The 16,235-nt window shown below is 72.2% G+C and carries 7 protein-coding genes; all 7 read right to left on the bottom strand.

Annotated elements, in window-relative coordinates:
• Positions 1–44: 44 nt before the first annotated feature.
• A complete protein-coding gene (locus tag LZ198_RS10590) occupies positions 45–3,452 on the bottom strand; it encodes a carboxypeptidase-like regulatory domain-containing protein (RefSeq protein WP_253971787.1) in 3,408 nt (1,135 codons plus the stop codon).
• A 68-nt stretch (positions 3,453–3,520) separates the two neighbouring features.
• Positions 3,521–6,940, bottom strand: coding sequence for an MSCRAMM family protein (locus tag LZ198_RS10585; protein WP_253971786.1), 3,420 nt, complete (start codon positions 6,938–6,940; stop codon positions 3,521–3,523).
• A 43-nt stretch (positions 6,941–6,983) separates the two neighbouring features.
• Positions 6,984–7,652 (bottom strand): lysophospholipid acyltransferase family protein, encoded by a 669-nt coding sequence (locus LZ198_RS10580; protein WP_253971785.1) that lies wholly within the window; start codon positions 7,650–7,652, stop codon positions 6,984–6,986.
• A 118-nt stretch (positions 7,653–7,770) separates the two neighbouring features.
• Positions 7,771–10,989 (bottom strand): carboxypeptidase regulatory-like domain-containing protein, encoded by a 3,219-nt coding sequence (locus tag LZ198_RS10575; protein WP_253971784.1) that lies wholly within the window; start codon positions 10,987–10,989, stop codon positions 7,771–7,773.
• A 106-nt stretch (positions 10,990–11,095) separates the two neighbouring features.
• On the bottom strand, positions 11,096–11,512 hold the full coding sequence (locus LZ198_RS10570; RefSeq protein WP_253971783.1) for a hypothetical protein: 417 nt from the start codon (positions 11,510–11,512) through the stop codon (positions 11,096–11,098).
• 78 nt (positions 11,513–11,590) lie between these two features.
• A complete protein-coding gene (locus LZ198_RS43185) occupies positions 11,591–14,974 on the bottom strand; it encodes an AAA family ATPase (protein ID WP_267145464.1) in 3,384 nt (1,127 codons plus the stop codon).
• The gene (locus LZ198_RS10555) at positions 14,971–16,224 is read right to left on the bottom strand and encodes a metallophosphoesterase family protein (RefSeq protein WP_253971782.1); all 1,254 of its coding nucleotides are present in this window, start codon (positions 16,222–16,224) and stop codon (positions 14,971–14,973) included. Before LZ198_RS10555 ends, LZ198_RS43185 begins: the two co-directional genes overlap by 4 nt.
• Positions 16,225–16,235: the final 11 nt, after the last annotated feature.

Raw genomic sequence — 16,235 nt, 5'->3', positions numbered from 1 at the left:
AGCTTCACGGCATGGGGCTCCGGGAACTCGATCCGGCGCGGCGCTCAGTCATCCTCCTCGGTGCGGGTCGGGCGGATGATCTGGATGCGCTCATGACGGATGCGCTCCGGGGTGTAAGGCGCCCACCGCGGCTGGATGCGTCGAATGGTGTCGCCTTCCGGGGCGACGTCCACCACCTCGCGGTGCACGACCGCTTCCTCGCGCTCCTCGTCGTAGGCCATCACGAAGTAGGTGTAGCGCCCGGCGGAGAGCCCCGAGGCGGAGGCGCTGCCCGAGTCGTCGTCCTCGTCGTCGAGCGGGATTCTCGAGGCATCCCGGACGAGGCCCAGCCGCGCTCCGGAGTCCGAGAGCGGGATGTCGCCTTCGACGAGGAAGGACGTCATGCGCACGAACCGCGGCGGGGCGGTAGGGGGCTCGCGCTCGGGCATGCGCAAGAGCAACCGCGCGTTCCCGGGTCGTTGCTCCTGGAAGTCCAGGACCTGCCGCGAGCCGAGCTCGAGCACCACGCGCCGTGGCTTGAACCGGATGGGCGGCACCTCCCAGCGGGAGACCTCGACGTGGGGAATGACCAGGTAGGTCCCCGGTGGAATGCGCTTCAGGGTGTAGCGCCCCTCGTGGAAGAGCCCCTCGGCGCTGCTGAACTCCATCGCGGGAGGCGGGGCGTCGGCTTCGGTCGAGGGCTCGCCGACGCCGTCGTTGAGCAACAGGAAGGACGTCTCGCGCGGGCGCCCCGTCGAGTCCGTCACGGTCCCCGTCAGGCTCGCCCCCGGCAGCAACCGGATGTCCACCCAGGTGGTCTCCGCTCCGATGCGGTGGCGGTGCGCGGGACCTCCCGTGAGGTCGACCTCCAGGGCGAGGTCGTCGCCTTCGACGCCATCCCTCTCGAAGCTCCCGTCGGGTTGCGTGGTGACGGAGTCCCCGACGCGGTCCGTGAGGCCCCTCGCGTGATTCCCCGAGCGGGCGCGCAGGAGCCAGACATGGGCCCGTTCGATGGGCTCCCCGGTCAGCGCGTGGGTCACCCTGCCGCGCAGCTTCCGTTCACGCCTCAGGATGATGTCGCCCAGGTCCTTGACCTGTCCGGGGGCGATGTCGACCTCGCGCAAGAGCGGCGTCCGCTCGGGCGCGGAGATGGACAGCGTCGTGTCCTTCGGATCGCCGAAGTCCAGTTGGAACACTCCCCGCGGGTCCTCGAAGGATTCACCGTTGAGGTGGAACGTGGTGAGGGGCGTGCCGTCCTCGCGGACCAGTCTCCCCCGGACCCCGCCGATGTAGCGGAAGGTCAGCCTCACGTCCGTGGTCCCGGCGGGGACCTGGATGGGGGACTGCTCGTCCGTCGAGTCCAGGCCCGTGCCGGACGCGTCGAGCAACTCGTGGCCCGGGACGTGGAGGTCGAGCTCGCAGAGGCCACGGCCCAGGCGCTCCACCGTGAAGCGGCCCTGCGCGTCCGTGGTGGCATACGAGGGAGCGGGAGGGTCGGACGCCGTGCTCGACACGAGGGACTGGGCCCGGACTTCGATGCGCGGCATCGGTTGGTTCGCGGCGTCCACCACGACGCCGGAGATGCTCTGCCCCGTGTCCACCCGGACCAGGGTCTCGAGCGTCTTCCCGTCGATGACCTCGAGGGGGACCGTCTGGAGGTGGTGGGCGCCTGTGTCGTAGCGGGCCTCGAGGACGTGGGGGCCCGGCGCGAGGCCCTCGAAGGCGAAGTGCCCCGCCTCGTTGGAGGTCTGGGTCGCGAGGACCTTCGTCGCGTCGCTGCCGGTGCTCAGCGAGAGCTCGACCCGCTCCAGCGGGGCGCCGTGGGAATCCACGACGCGTCCCACCAGCCGCGCGGCCGGTTGGAGGACCAGGCGCAGGTTGGCGACCGGCGCGTCCACGACGGTGTGCAGGGGACGGTACGCGTTCGCGTCGACCCGGAGCGCATGGCGTCCGCGCCCCTCGCGCTCGAACACGAAGCGGCCGTCCTCGTCCGCGCGGAGCTGCTCGATGATGACGTCACGCTCGTCCTCGGGGCCGAACCCGGTGCAGGGGTCACCGGTTCGCGGCTCCGGCTCGGGATACCGTGGACTGTCGTCGCCCTCGGCGTCCTCCTCGTCCAGGGCCGTCCTCGCGAGCTGGAAGATGGCCCGGGGGACGGGGTGGCCCTCGGCGTCGACGACCACGCCCCGAATGAGGGTGGCCGGTTCGAGGACCCAGTCTCCCGTCGGCGTCGTGGCCGGCTGGAGGGCGTCTCGCAGGACGTCCCCGTAACCCACGGCCTTCAAGGTGAGCGTGTAGTCGCCGGGAGTGAGGTCCACGACGGTGAAGCGCCCCTGTGCATCCGTGACGGTCTTCGCGGTGTCGGGGCCCTCGACCAGGACCCGGACGTCGGGGATGGGGCGGCCCTGCGGGTCCTTCACCCGCCCGCTGTAGGAGCGCGGCGCTCCCAGCTCGATGCGCACGAGCGGCATCGGGGGGACGTCGGTCCGCTTCAGGTGGGCGACCTCCTGTCCTCGCTGGTGCCCGCTGCGCGCCATCAGGGGATGCCGACCCGGAGGCATGTCCTCGAGGACGAAGAGGCCTTCGTGGTTCGTCCGCGCGGACTGTCCGGTCCGGGTGGCGACGACCTCGGCGTCGGCGACGGGGTGGCCCCCGGCGAGCACCCGCCCGGTGAGCTTCCGCGGCGGATGGAGCTTCACCTGCTCCTCGTCCTGGGCGCCGGAGGCGGACCGGGACTCGTCGTATCGGGGCAGCAGGCGCGGGTCGGGAGCGTGGAGGATGCGCGTGTACTCGCCCTCCGGGAGCGGGCCGACCGAGAAGTGTCCCTCGGCGTCCGTGGTGGTCTCGAAGTAGCGCGAGTGTCGGGGGAGGAAGAGCGTCACGCGCACGCCCTCCAGGGGTTGCTCGTCCTCGTCGACGACCTGACCGGAGTGCGCGCGGTCCGCGCCGAGCATCAGCCTCACGGAGCCGGAGTCCGTCCTCACTTCGGGTTCGACGTGGCCGCGGTCCCGCCCCGCGGCCCAGAGCGCGACGGTGCCCTCGGGGAGTCCCTCCAGGGTGAAGCTCCCGTCCGCGCGGGAGGTGGTCCGCGCCACCACGCGCGTGTCACCACGCCCCTCCAGCACGAGGCCGAGGAGCCGCTGTCGAGGCACGCCCGTGCAGTCCGGCGAGGACAAGGGGAGGCCTGGCTTCGTGTCGTCGCACGGGAGGGACGACAGGGATTCGTCGGGCACGCTCATCGTGGCGGTCAGCTCCACGCCCGCGACGAGCCCTCCTCGTCCATCGACGAGGGTGCCCTGGAGGACGCGTGTGCCGAGAGGAGACAGCGGCGCGGAGACCGAGTCCCGGGTGGAGAGCGCGGGCCGCGTCGGGGAGGGGCCCTGGGGCGAGGTCTCGCGAAGACGCAGGAGCGCCGCGGCGGCGCCCAGCACGAGGAGCGCGAGTCCGGCGACGCCCAGGTGTCGTCTACGCATGGCTTCCTCCTCGAGGCTCGCATCCTGGCGCCGCGCGGCCCCGGGGGGCGGACGGGGTCGGCGCGGGTTCACTCGGGCTCATGGGATTCCGGGGACCATCCGTCGTCATCCCTGGTGCAGGGGGCGCGACACGGGTGGCGACGGATGCCATCGTCTTCGGCCTGGAGGGGCACCCACTGGGGCACGATTCTCCGGGTGATGTCGTCGCCTGGCTTCACGTCCACGACCTCGCGGTGGACCGCCAGGTTGCGCATCCCCCATCCCCGGTTGCCCACCAGGAAGTAGGTGTAGCGTCCGGCCGGCAGCTCCGAGAGGACGAGGTCCGCGGGATGGTGGCCCTCCGCGTCCGCCATGGGCGGGCGACGACGCAGGGCACGCAGGCGGGCATCGGTTCCGGACAGGCGCAGGTCTCCTTCGACGAGCAGGCTGTATTCGATGGAGACCGCCTCGCTGTCGTCCGCGGAGGACCGCCCCTCGGGAGCGAGGAGGGTCAGCCGGGCACTCCCGCGCTGCACCTGGAAGTCGAGCACGTGGACCGAGCCATGGGTCGCCACCACGGTCTGGGGCTTGAACCAGAGGTCCCTCCCACCCTCGTCCAGGTCTGGCTGGGGAACGACCCAATAGGTGCCTGGGACGATCCCCTCCTTCACGAAGCCCTGCGCGTCACCCCAGATGTATTGGACTTCGCGCTCGAAGGGCTCGCGTGGCGCGGGCGGCTCCGTGAACATCACCAGGACCGAGGCGCGCGGGCGCCCCTCCGCGTCCCTCACGGTGCCCAGCAGCTTCGCGCCGGGCTGCATCCGGACGTCGACCCAGGTGTCCCCCGCGCCAATGGCCTGGCGATGTCGGGGGAGGTCACTTCCCGTGACCTCCAGGAAGAGGGCGGTGGTCTCCACTCCATCCAGTTCGAAGGTCCCATCCGGGGCGGTCCGGGAGGAACCATCGAGGCGCCTCGGGAGCCCTCCCGGGTCGGTTCGGAAGAGCGCCACCTCCACGGAGGGAAGGGGGGCGCCCGTCAGCGCGTGGGTCACCCTGCCGCGCAGCTTCCGTTCGGGCTTCACGAGGATGTCGCCCAGGTCCACGAGCTGTCCCGGCGCGACCTCGACCTCGCGTTCGATGGGGGTTCGACCCGGGGCGGAGAGGGACAGCGTCGTCGGCCCGGATGGGCGGCGGTCCACCTGGAAGGAGCCGTCGGGGTCCCGGTGCTCCTCGGCGTTGAGGATGAAGTAGGAGATGGGGTGGCCGTCCTCTCCGACCAGTCGTCCGCGCACGCCGCCGAGGTAGCGGAGCTCCAGCGTCACGTCCGTGGCTCCAGCGGGAACCCGGACCTCCGCCGTCGAGTCCGCGGCCCCCGCGCCCCTCCTGCCCAGCGTGTGTCCCGCACGTCGGGTGGAGAGTTCACACGCGCCGGGGGGCAGGTGCTTCACCGTGAAGCGGCCCTGCTCATCCGTCGTGGCCCACGAGGGAATGCGCTCATCCTGCTCCACGTACTGGAGCTTCCCGTCGGTCGATGTGGCCCGGAGCTCGAGGTGGGGCACGGGATTGTTGGATGCGTCCACGACCGTGCCGGAGATGCTCAGCCCCGTGTCGAGCCGGACCACGGGGCTGAGGGTCCGCGTGTCGAGGACGTCGAGGGGAAGCGTCGCCTCGTGGCGCGCGCCTTGATTGAGGCGCGCCTGGAGGACGTAGTGGCCGGGGGGCAGCCCTCCGAACGTGAAGCGGCCCTGCGCGTCGGACTCCGTGGGCGTGACGACCTCCACCCGCGAGTCCGGGCCCGCGCGCAGTGAAAGCTGGACCCCGTCCAGGGGCAGGCCCTGGGCATCCACCACGCTCCCCTGGAGGCGTGCCCCTTCCTGGAGGACCAGGCGCAGGTCGGTGGCGGGGGCGTCCACGACGGTGTGCAGGGGGATGTAGCGGTCCGAGTCGACGCGGAGCGAGAGGCGGTCGGGTCTGGCGCGCTCGAACGCGAAGCGACCCTGGTCATCCGTACGGACCTCCGTCACGCGGGTCTCGTGGAGGCGGGCGAGGTCGTCCGGATGCTTGCGTGCATCCATCCGTGGAGGCGGCAGGGGTGCCTCACCCAGGGGCCCGTCACCCCCGGCGAGCTGCACGATGGCGCCTGACACGGGGCGGCCCTCGGGGTCGACGAGCACGCCACCGACACGGAAGGACGGATGGAGGACCACGTCCACGGTCGGCGCCTCCTGGAGCGGTTCGTCGTTCGCCGGGGCTTGCGTCTCCGGGGAGGGCGTGGAGGGGTCGTACGCGTAATCGATACGTTGGTCCGCGTAGTCCTCGGCCCTCACGGTGACGGTGTAGCGTCCTGGAGTCAGTGACTCGAAGACGAAGTGCCCTCGCGCATCCGTGAGGGTCCTCGCGTTGTCGGTGCCCGCGACCTCGATGGTGGCGGCTGGGACCGGATGACCCTTCAGCGTGGTCACCGTGCCTCGGAGCGTGAAGACGGGGCCGAGCACGATGACGACCTCGGGCTCCGGCTTGCCCTCCATCAACTGCGTCCACGCGTGTCCACGCCTCTTCCCGAGGGTGGCCGTCAACTGGGTGTGGCCCAGGAGCAGGTCCTCGAGGACGAAGCGCCCGTCTCCGTCCGTCCGTGCGGACCGGCCTGTCTCGACGGACACGACCTCCGCGTCGGCGACGGGGCGCCCCGCGTCGAGCACCCGTCCGGAGACACGGTGGGGCGCATGGAGCACCAGGTCCTCGTCCAGGTCCTCGGGCACATCCAACGGCACGTGGGCGGCGAGCAGGCCGGGCTGGTACGCGACGAGCCCATGAGGCCGTCCCGCGGGCAGCGGACCGAACGAGAAGCGGCCCCGTGCATCGGTGGTCGCCTCGAAGAAGCGCGAGTGCTCGGCGAGGAAGAGCGTCACGTTGGCGCCGGGCAGGGGGTGCCTGCCTTCGTCCACGACCCGGCCGGAGACGGTCGCGGCCTCGCGAAGCACGAGCTTCAGGCCCGTGGCGCCCACCGCCACGGAGCGCGGCAGCACCCCGGCGCCACGCGCGTCCAGGGCCCAGACGGCGAGCGCTCCCTCCGGGAGCCCCGTGAGCGAGAAGGTCCCGTCCGCGCGGGAGGTGGTCCGCGCCACCACGGGCGCGGCGCCCAGCCCCTGCTCGATGAGGTCGATGAGCCCGAGCACCGGTGTCCCCTCGCAGTCACCCGCGCTCAGGGGGAGGTCCGGGAACTCCTCTCCGCAGGGGAGGGCGGACAGGGTCCTCCCGGGCTGGCTCAGCGTGGCGGAGACCTCGACCCCGGCGACGGGGGTGTCGTCCCAGGCGACGACGGTCCCCTGGAGGACCCCGCTACCGCGCGGGGGCGGCGGGAGCGCCTCGCGCTCGGGGACGGGCCGGGGGGACTGGGCCGTCCCCGCGGGGGGCGCACCCGGGAGGAGGTGCCAGACCCCGACAACTCCGAGCGCCACCGCGACGAGCGCGGCGACGGTCAGGAATTGCTTGTGCAATGCCGTTGCCATGCCGCCCGGAGCCTAGCAGGGCGCGGCGGCGTGTATCAGTGGCTCAGGCGGCGGTTTCCAGGCGGGCCTTCTCCGCGGCGATGAGGTCTCGCACGTGCTCGCGCAGGGCGGCGACCTCCCCGAAGCCCGAGGGGTCCACGGGTGGCATCACCTGCACGTGGCAGTGGGCGGAGGTCTCGAGCACGAGGCCGTGCTTGGGCAGGGTCTTGGCGGTGCCGGTGAGGACGATGGGGATGATGGGGCACTTCATCTTCAGGGCGAGGCTGAAGGCGCCGTCCTTGAAGGGCTTGAGCTGGCCGTCGGCGGAGCGGGTGCCCTCGGGGAACATGAGGACGGGCACGCCGCGCGCGAGCCACATCTCGCACTGGTCCATCATCCGGCCGATGCTCTCCTTGTCACCCCGGACGAGCGGCACGTAGCGGTTGAGCCGCATGTTCCAGCCGATGAGCGGCAGCTTGAAGTTGGCCGCCTTGGAGACCCACTTGTAGGGCCGGTACAGGCCGAAGAGGACGAGGATGTCCCCGAGCGACTCGTGGTTGGACACGAGCACGGCGGGGCCCTTCCACGGCAGGTGTTCGCGGCCCTCGACCTCCAGGTGCCAGAGCGGGTTGACGTAGAAGTAGAGCTGCGCCCAGAAGCTCGAATAGAGGTGCAGCACCAGGCCGTTGCGGTCGAACGGCGTGGTGAGCGCCCACACGAGCACCGCGCCCACGAAGAGCGTCAGGCTGGAGAGCGCGAGGAAGGTCCAGAAGACGATGGAGAATAGGAGTCGGATGGCGGCGCGCAGTGTGCCACAGGGCTTCTGAGGTGGAGCGCGGATTCGGGGGGAATCAGTCGGGCAACACGCGTGGCCGCCAGGCGGGGGTGACCGCGTGTTTCACCGTGCCCTTCGCGGGGATGTCGAGTTCTTCCACGTGATAGCCGCGTCCCCCGGATTCGACGATGAGCAGCGTGAGCTTCCCGGGTGGCAGCGTGTCGAAGACGAGTGACGTGCCCCGGCTGGACGGCCCCTGCGGGAGGGCACGCGAGCGGAGGGTGAAGTCCGCGTCGAGCATGCGCGGTGAGAAGGGGCCTCCGAGCGGGAGCAGGTAGGTCGAACGAGGTGCCTGGTTCTTCAGGTCCAGCTCCAGCGTCGCGCCCTCGCGCACCGCGCGCAGCGTGAGGTCGACGGTTCCACCGCGAGGAACCTGGAGGCGCTGGGGCGCGAAGCGGGCTGGTGTCTCGCCCACGCCGAGCGCTTGGACCCGATAGGTGCCAGGGCGGAGCTCCACCTGGCTCCCGTTGCGCGCGTCGCCCATCCGCACGGGGTCGCGCGAGAGGTCGTCACCCTCCCGGTCGAAGAAGACCTCCGCGAGCCCCGGTTCGCCCTTCGCGTCGATGACCTTGAGCTTCACGAGGGACGCCTTCGTGAGCCGCACGACGAGCTCCTGTCTCGGGGGCGTCTTCAGCAGCTCCTGATGGCGCAGGTGACCATCGGCCTCCACCTGGAGGAGGCGCGGTGACGTGTCCACCTGGAGGAACTCGAAGCGGCCGCGCGAGTCCGTCTTCGTCGCGCCGGGGCGATGGAGCTCACGGTCCAGCGCTCCTGGGATGGGTTCGCTGGCGGGGATGACCACGGCCTCGCTGAGGGGCTCGGAGGTCGCGTCATCGAGCACCCTTCCCACCACGCGGAGCCCGGGTGTCATCCGGACGTCGCCCAGGTTCACCACGCCCGATGGCTCGCGGAACACGACGTCGCGTGTGACGGTGGTCATCCCCGGCGCGGCGATGCGGACCGGGTCTCGGGACAGCACGTCCCTGGGGAGGACGAACGTTCCCTGCGGAGAGACGAGGTCCTCGCCGAGGACCTGGAACTCCTTCAGGGGCGCTCCGTCAGGTCCCAGGACGCGGCCCTTCACGACGCCAGCGGGGATGACGACGAGGCGCAGGTCGGAGGCTCCGACCTGGACGCGCAGCGCGTCGTTCACCTGTCGACCCCCGGTGGAACGTCCCGCATCGAGGCGGGCCCCCCACTGCACCACGCTCACGTCCACTGCTCCTGGCGGAAGGTGCCGCCACGCGAAGCGCCCCTCGGCGTTGCTGTCGACGCAGGAGGGCAGGTCCGCGGACGGGGCGTCACGTCGCCACGCGGGCCTCGCTTCGGGAATCGTGCGCCCGCAGACCCTGGCGCCGTGAACGGGGTGGCCCTCGTCGTCCACGAGGAGGCCGGAGAGGGACGCGCCGGCCTCCAAGGTCAGCTCGACCTGCGTGGGCTCACCCTCGCCCACGTCCACGGCGCGCGAGGCGACCCGCCGTGTCCCCTCGGTCTCCACCAGGGCCTCGAGGACGAAGCGGCCCGGCTTCAGGCCCGTGAGTTGGAACAGGCCGTTCGAGTTGGTCGGGAGTGACGGGCGCGCGCTCCGTGTGTCGTCCTCCCTCCACGCGAGCACGGTCACCCCTTCAAGCGGCTGCCCCTCCTCGTCGAGGACCTTGCCGCGCACGCGCGCGCCTTGCTTCAAGACCCAGCGCAGATTGGAGGCAGGGGCCTGGACGGTCAGGCGCTGTCCGGCGAAGACGCCCTCGCCGGGGCCGTTGGTCAGGACGACGCTGCCCGGGGAGGGCACCGTGGTCACGAATGCTCCGTGTTCGTTCGTGGTGACGGGGCCCGACGTCGTGGACACCTGGATGGAGATGTCCGGAAGGGGGGCCCCTTGCTCGTCCACGAGCACGCCACTGACCACGGGGGCCTTCTCGAGCGTGAAGTCGAGGGGACCCTGACCCGGCTTCAACGTCCGGGGCGCGGAGTGGGAGTCGAGGTGGTCTGGGGCGCTCACCGTGAAGTGGTACGTCCCGGGCTTCACGGGTCCGACTTGGAAGCGGCCCTCGAAGCCGTGGTGGGCGGTGAACCGACGGGGCGTACCCCGCGAGGGTTGGAGCGTGAGCGTGGCGGTGCCGATGAGTGCGCCCTCGGTCCCCAGGACCCGTCCCTCCACCATGAGGGCGCTGCCTGGCTTCAACGTCACCTCGGGCGCGGGACGGGGACCGCGCAGGTCGATGTCCTCGAGGGCGTGTCGGTCGCCGTGGCTGACGCTGAGTCCGAAGCGATGCGCCGAGAGCTCATCGAAGTGGAAGCGCCCTCGCGCGTCGGTGCGCTGGGTCTGTGAGGGACTGGTGGCCTCCCATGTGTCGCCCTTGTCGTCGGGGAGGGGCGTCAGCAGGACCTCGGCGTTCGCGATGGGCGCGCCGTTGCTCATCACGCGACCCTGGACCTGGCGAGGAGCCGTCAGCACCACGGGACGCCGATGGGCGCGCGCTGGGTCGAGCAGGGTGGGGACCTGGCCCTCCATCGTGAAGGCGAGGAGGTACTCCGCGCGCGGCAGGGGACCGATGCGGTAGCGACCGCCCTCCGTCGTCTGGCCGTCGAAGAAGCGGGTGGGGGACAGGGACATCGCCCTCACGCGGGCGCCGACCAGCGGCCGGCGGCGTTCGTCGACGACCTGTCCCTCCAGATACAGGCCCGTCGCGAGCGGGAGCTGGAGCCCCTCGGGCACTGCGCGGACATTCGGATGGATGGCCGCGCCATGCGGACCGAACACCCAGAGCGTGACGTCGCCCTGGGGGTCATACTGGAACTCGAAGGTTCCATCCTCGCCGGTGACGCGCTCTTCGTAGCCCGGGTCCGCGCCTTCTTCCGCGAGGATGCGCTGCAACACGGCGCCCGCCACCTCGTCCATGCACTGCGTGAACAGCCTGTCGTCGCCGAAGCCGAGATTCCGGCTCAGCGCGCCACACGTTGGCGCGGGATTTCCATCGCCGTTGGTCGCGAGGACACGCGCGCCCTGGACCGGACCCGTGATGCCGATGACCGTCCCCCGGATGGGGAGGGCCTTCTTCGGCTCCGGCTCAGGCTCAGGTTTGGGGACGGGTGGGGCGACGACGGTCGGCTGGGGAGTCGAGGTGGGCGCGGGAGCGGGCGGTGGAGGCTCGGGGTTCCGGAGCAGGAGGGCTCCCAGCCCCGCCGCGACGAGCAGCACACCGACTCCGATGGACGCCCCGAGCACCTTGCGCATGTCAGCTCCCGCTCGACGTGGACCCTCCCCGCCCCACCGCGACCGCGTGCATGGACACCCTACCGGGAAAGAAGGTTCCGGGTTGCGTGTGCGTCGGAGAGGGGGCTCAGTCCGAGAACGTGTGCGGACGCCACGCGGGCGTCACCTCGCGAACCACCGTGCCCTCGGCGGGGAGGTCGAACTCCTCGAGGTGATAGCCCCGCTCGTCGGGCTCGATGATGAGCAGGCTGAACCGGCCTGGTGGGAGGTTCCGGAACACGAGCCTCCCGGGCTCGGGCTGTTCGGGGCTCAAGCGCGCCGAGCCCTGCGCGTGCTCATCGTCGAGGAGGGCGAGCGCGCGCGGTGCGGCGAATGGGAGCAGGAAGGTCGTCGCCGGGAAGCGCCCCTTCGTGCGCAGCTCCAGCGTCGTGCCCTCCGTCCGGGCCTGGAGGGTGAGGGTGACGGTGCCCGTGGCGGGAATCTCGACCCGTCGAGGGTCGAACCGCTGGTGTGTCGAACCTTCGTCTTCCGGGGTGACACGCACGACATAGGTCCCGGGCTCGGGGGGCTGGGTGTCGCCCAGGGGCAGCAGCTCTGCCGGGGAGACGTAGCGGATGTGGTGTCATCCCGCGCGACGCGTGGAAGGCGTGGCGGGTTGCGTCGAGTCGGTCTGGGGGCTCAGCAGGTGGACCTGGGCTCCCGTCTCGAGGAAGGACTCGCGCAGCCACGGGTGGCAGGTGAAGGCAATCACCTGCTGCTGTTCGGAGAGCCGCGCGAGGAGCTGGATGGCGCTGCGCGCGCGTCCGGGGTCGAAGTTCACCAGCACGTCGTCCACGATGAGCGGGAGCGCGCCTCGCGTCTCTCCGAAGTCGCGCACCACGGCGAGGCGGAAGGCGAGGAACAGTTGCTCGCGTGTGCCTCGGGAGAGCTGGGCCGCGCTCCAGTCCCGCTGGCCGTCGCTCACGCGCAGCTCGCGGTCGTCGCTGGCGGGGATGAACACGCGGCGATAGCGCCCATCCGTCAGTTGCGCGAAGTGCTCCGACGCGAGCTGCACCACGCGCGGTTGCTGCTCCTCCTCGAAGCGGCGGCGTGCCCGGTTCAGCAGCGCGAGCACCAGCCGGTCCTTCGCGTAGCGCGTGGCCAGCTCCGCCACCTTCGCGCGCAGCGACTCCTCCTGGATGCGCAGCCGCACGAGCAGGTCGTCGTTCTCCCACTGCTCCAACTGGTTGCGTGTGGCGCCGCGCTCGGTGAGGACGTCCTTGAGCTGGCGCTGCGCGTCGGCGTGGCGCACGCGCAGCCGGCCCAGCTCCTCGCGCAGGCCCTCTTCTCCGCCGAGCGCGCGCAAGGCCTCCCGGGTCTCCGTGTCCTGGAGCCCCGTCCGGGCCTCGATGCGCAGCGACAGCTCGCGCACCCGGGCGCTCAGCTCCGCGTAGCGGTGGGCCTGGACCGCGCGGCGACGGAACGTCTCCTCGTCACCGCCGCCACCTTCGGCGAGCAGCGCGGAGAGCGCGGCCTCCTCCGAGCGACACAGCGTATCCAGGCGCGCCTTCTCCTCGCGCAGCTCCCGGCGGCGCTCCTCGAGCGCACGGCGCTCCGTTTCGCGCTCCCGCGCCGCCTCCAGCTCCGCCTTCACCCGCGCGGCCAGGACCTCCGTCGACAGGGATGCCAGGGCCTCCGTGGATGCGAGGCCCGCCTCGTCGCTGCGCGAGTGGGGGACGAGATCCAGGGGCTTCGCAGAGGCGAGACCCGCATTGCCGCGACGTGAGTGGGGGGCGAGGGAGGGCAGGGACTCCGCAGCCGCGAGACCCGTCTCACCGTGACGCGCGTGGGAGTCTTCGGCGTGGGCCGTGCCCAGGATGCTCGTCGCCGCCTCGCGCAGGCGTGTGACCACGGTCGAGCACGTCTCCTCGTCCACGGCCAGGGCGGCCTCATCCGTGCCCACGTCGAGCAGGCGTTGTCGGAGCGCGGCGGCGTCCCGCCACAGGGCCAGCGCCGCCGGAGCAGGCAGGGACGCGGGGAAGTGGCGCGCCGCCAGGTGCGAGGCCAGCTCCTCGACGAGCACGGCGTGCCGCGCGTCGAACTCACGCGAGTGCTCCGCCGCCTGTCGCTCCTCGCGCACCGCCAGGTCGTGGGTCGTGAGCAGGGTCTCCCGCTCCCGCGTCAGCGCGTCGCGGCGCCCGGCCTTCTCCAGCGCGTCCGCGAGGACGTTCTCCCGGGCCGTCATGTCCGCGACCGTCGACGCCGGGCTGATGCCCGCTTCGGACGCGGAGACCAACAGCTCGCGGTGCATCATCTCCTCGCGCGCCGACAGGGACATCAGCGTCGAGCGCAGGCGCTCCTCCTCCCGCTGTCGCCCCTGCTGTCGGGAGGCATGCGCCGCGTGCTGCTGCTCGTGCGCCGCCTCCACGCGACGGCGAGCCAGCTCCAGCACGCCGGTGAGCAGCAGGCCACCCACGAGCGCGAGGACGGCCACGGCCGCGCCCCCGAGCAACCACGCCGCCACGGCGAGCACCACCGCCACGAGGGCGGCCACGGGCACCCACCACACCGGAAGCACCGCGCTCACCGGCGGGGGCTCCGACGGCGCGCGCAATCCCTCCACCTGACGATGCACGTCCTCGCGCTGCTCGCCCAGCCGCTCCAGCTCCACGCGCACCGCGCGCATCCGCGCCAGCCCCGCCTGCTGTTGACGCACCTGCGCGGGCCGTGCCTCCGGGAGGGTCGCCAGCTCCGCGTCCATCCGCGTCAGCACGCCATCCAACCGCTCCCGCTCCACGCGCGCCCGCGTCAGGGTGCTGCTCACCTCACGCCGGCTCGCGTCCACGGAGTCCAGCCGCGCCGCGAGTGTCTCCAGTCCCGCGCGCGCGCCCGCGCTCAGGTCGAGGGCGAGCAGCGCCGGCCCGTCGATGCCCAGCCCCAGCTCCGCGAGCGCGACCTCCACCTGTCGCCGCTTCGCCTCCAACGTCGCGCGCCGGGCGGGCAGCGCGCGCAGCAGCTCCGAGCGCTCGGCGTACGCCGCCACCACCAGGCGCAGCGCCTCCTCGCGTCCACGCACCGGCGAGGGCAGGGACAGCCGCTCCAGCTCCGCCTGGGTGGTCTTCAGCCGCTCCGCCAGCCGGGCGGCCTCCGCGTGATAGCCACGGCTGCGGTGGAGCGTGTCGTCCAGCCGCGCCTCTCCGCCCTCGGGGAAGGTCTCCAGCGTGGGCAGGGTCGCCAGCTCCGCGCGAGCCTCCGCCAGCGCCGTCACGTCCCCGAGCGCCGCCTCCAGCCGCGCCAGCCGCCCCACCTCCTGGTCCGCGGCGTCGACCTCCGCCTCCAGCCTCAGGTGCTCGACGCCGAGCGCCTCCAGCCGGTCCTTCTTCGCGAAGTACAGCGCGGGCCGGTCTCCCTCCTGGCGCAACTGCTCCTGCACCTCCTCCAGCTCGCGCAGCTTCACGTTCAGCTCGGGGTTCGTCCCGTTGGGCTTGAAGAGCTGCTCGGCGCTCTTGCGGAACGCGGCGAGCGCCTCCGGGAGCCGGCGCGCGCCGCGCATGCTCGCGGCCACCAGCGCCTCCGACGCGCCCTGCTCCCGGGTGAGCTGCTCGAAGCCCGCCAGCTCCTCCAACCGGAAGGCGAAGACGTCGAAGAACAGCTCCCGGGACACGTGCCCGCGCGCGTCCTTGAGCCGCTCCTCCGACACCGGCTCGCCGTCGGGGCCCAGCACGGAGACGCTCTCCGACCTGCGGCCTCGCGGTGTCGCCGTGCGGCGGATGCACAGCGGTCCGGTGCTCGTGGACACCTGCAGCTCGCCGCCGAAGGGGATGTCCTCCGCGGGCTCGTAGCGCTCCGGGTGGCCGCGGCGCTCGAAGCCGAACAGCATGCCGCGCAGGAAGGCCAGCAGCGTGCTCTTGCCCGCCTCGTTGGGGCCGTAGAGCAGGTGCAGCCCGGGACCGAGCTGGAGGGAGAACTCCGAGAAGTGCCCGAAGCGCCGCACCCGCAGCGCGTCGATGCGCAGCCCTGGCTTCATGTGCCCTCCTCGTCGTGCAGCGCCTCCAGCCCCATCATCCCCGCGCGGGACACCCAGTCCGCGCGCGGCGTCTCCAGCACGTCCACGCCCAGCCGCTTGAGTCGCTGGCCCAGGCTGCCCAGCGCCTCCTGCTCCCACAGCTTCGCGAGGGCTTCCGGGTCCTCGGTCATCGCGTGCGACTCGTCGAGCAGCGTGTGCGCGAAGCCCCCGTCGGCGTGCAGCGCGTCCCAGTCCAGCTCCGGGCGGCTGCCATCCCGCAGCGACTCCAGCAGCACGGGGGGATGGCCCCGCGTCAGGTGCTCGCGCAGCTCCGTCTCCAACTGCCCGAGCGCGCCGGGGCGGGCCAGCTCGCGGTGCAGCGGCCCCCGCCCGGTGAGGACGACGCGGGCCGCGTGGCCCTCCAGCTCCTCGGCGCACGCGGCGTCCACGGCCTCGCGGGTCGTCGCCAGCAGCGCGTCCAGCGTGGCCACGCCGGTCAGCGGCACCTCCAGCCTGTGCCAGCGCACGGTGTCGACCGGCACGAACCGCCGCCGCGTGGCGCCATCGTGTACCTCCACCAGCACGCAGCCGCGCGGCCCCGTCTCCAGGACGTGGCGGCCCTGGGGATTGCCCGGGTACACCGCGAGCCCTCCGCCCGGGAGCCACTGCTCGCTGCGCGTGTGCACGTGGCCCAGGGCCCAGTAGTCCAGGCCGCGCGCGCCCAGGCCCGCGGGGGTGCAGGGGGCGTAGTTGGCGTGGCCCTCCGCGCCGCCCAGGTTGGCGTGCAGCAGGCCCACGGCGAAGTCGTCGCTCGTGCGCTGGAAGCGCGCGGACAGGTCCTCGCGCACCTCCACGTCGGGATAGGAGATGCCCTGCACGCGGCACAGCCGGCGCCCCTCGCGGCGCACCTCCGCCTCCTCCCAGTCCGGACCGAACACCTTCACCGACGCGGGCAGCCCCAGCGCCCCCGAGTCGCCGCTCAGCGGATCATGATTCCCGTGGACGATGAAGGTCTCGATGCCCGCCTCGTGCAGCCGCCCCAGCTCGCGTCGCAGCGCCAGCCGCGCCCGCACCGAGCGGTCCTTCACGTCGAACAGGTCCCCGGCCAGCAGCAGGAAGACGACGCGCTCGCGCAGGCACAGGTCGACGATGCGCGACAACGCCCGGAAGGTGGACTCCTGGAAGCGCCCGAGCAGCGGCCCCTGCGTGGCCACGCCGCGGAATGGGGTATCCAGGTGGAGATCCGCGGCGTGGACGAACTTGAAGTGCATGGCCTCCCCGC

The sequence above is a fragment of the Myxococcus dinghuensis genome, from assembly GCF_024198235.1.
Taxonomy (GTDB): Bacteria; Myxococcota; Myxococcia; order Myxococcales; family Myxococcaceae; genus Myxococcus; species Myxococcus dinghuensis.
This window is presented reverse-complemented; position numbering and strand designations above follow the sequence as displayed.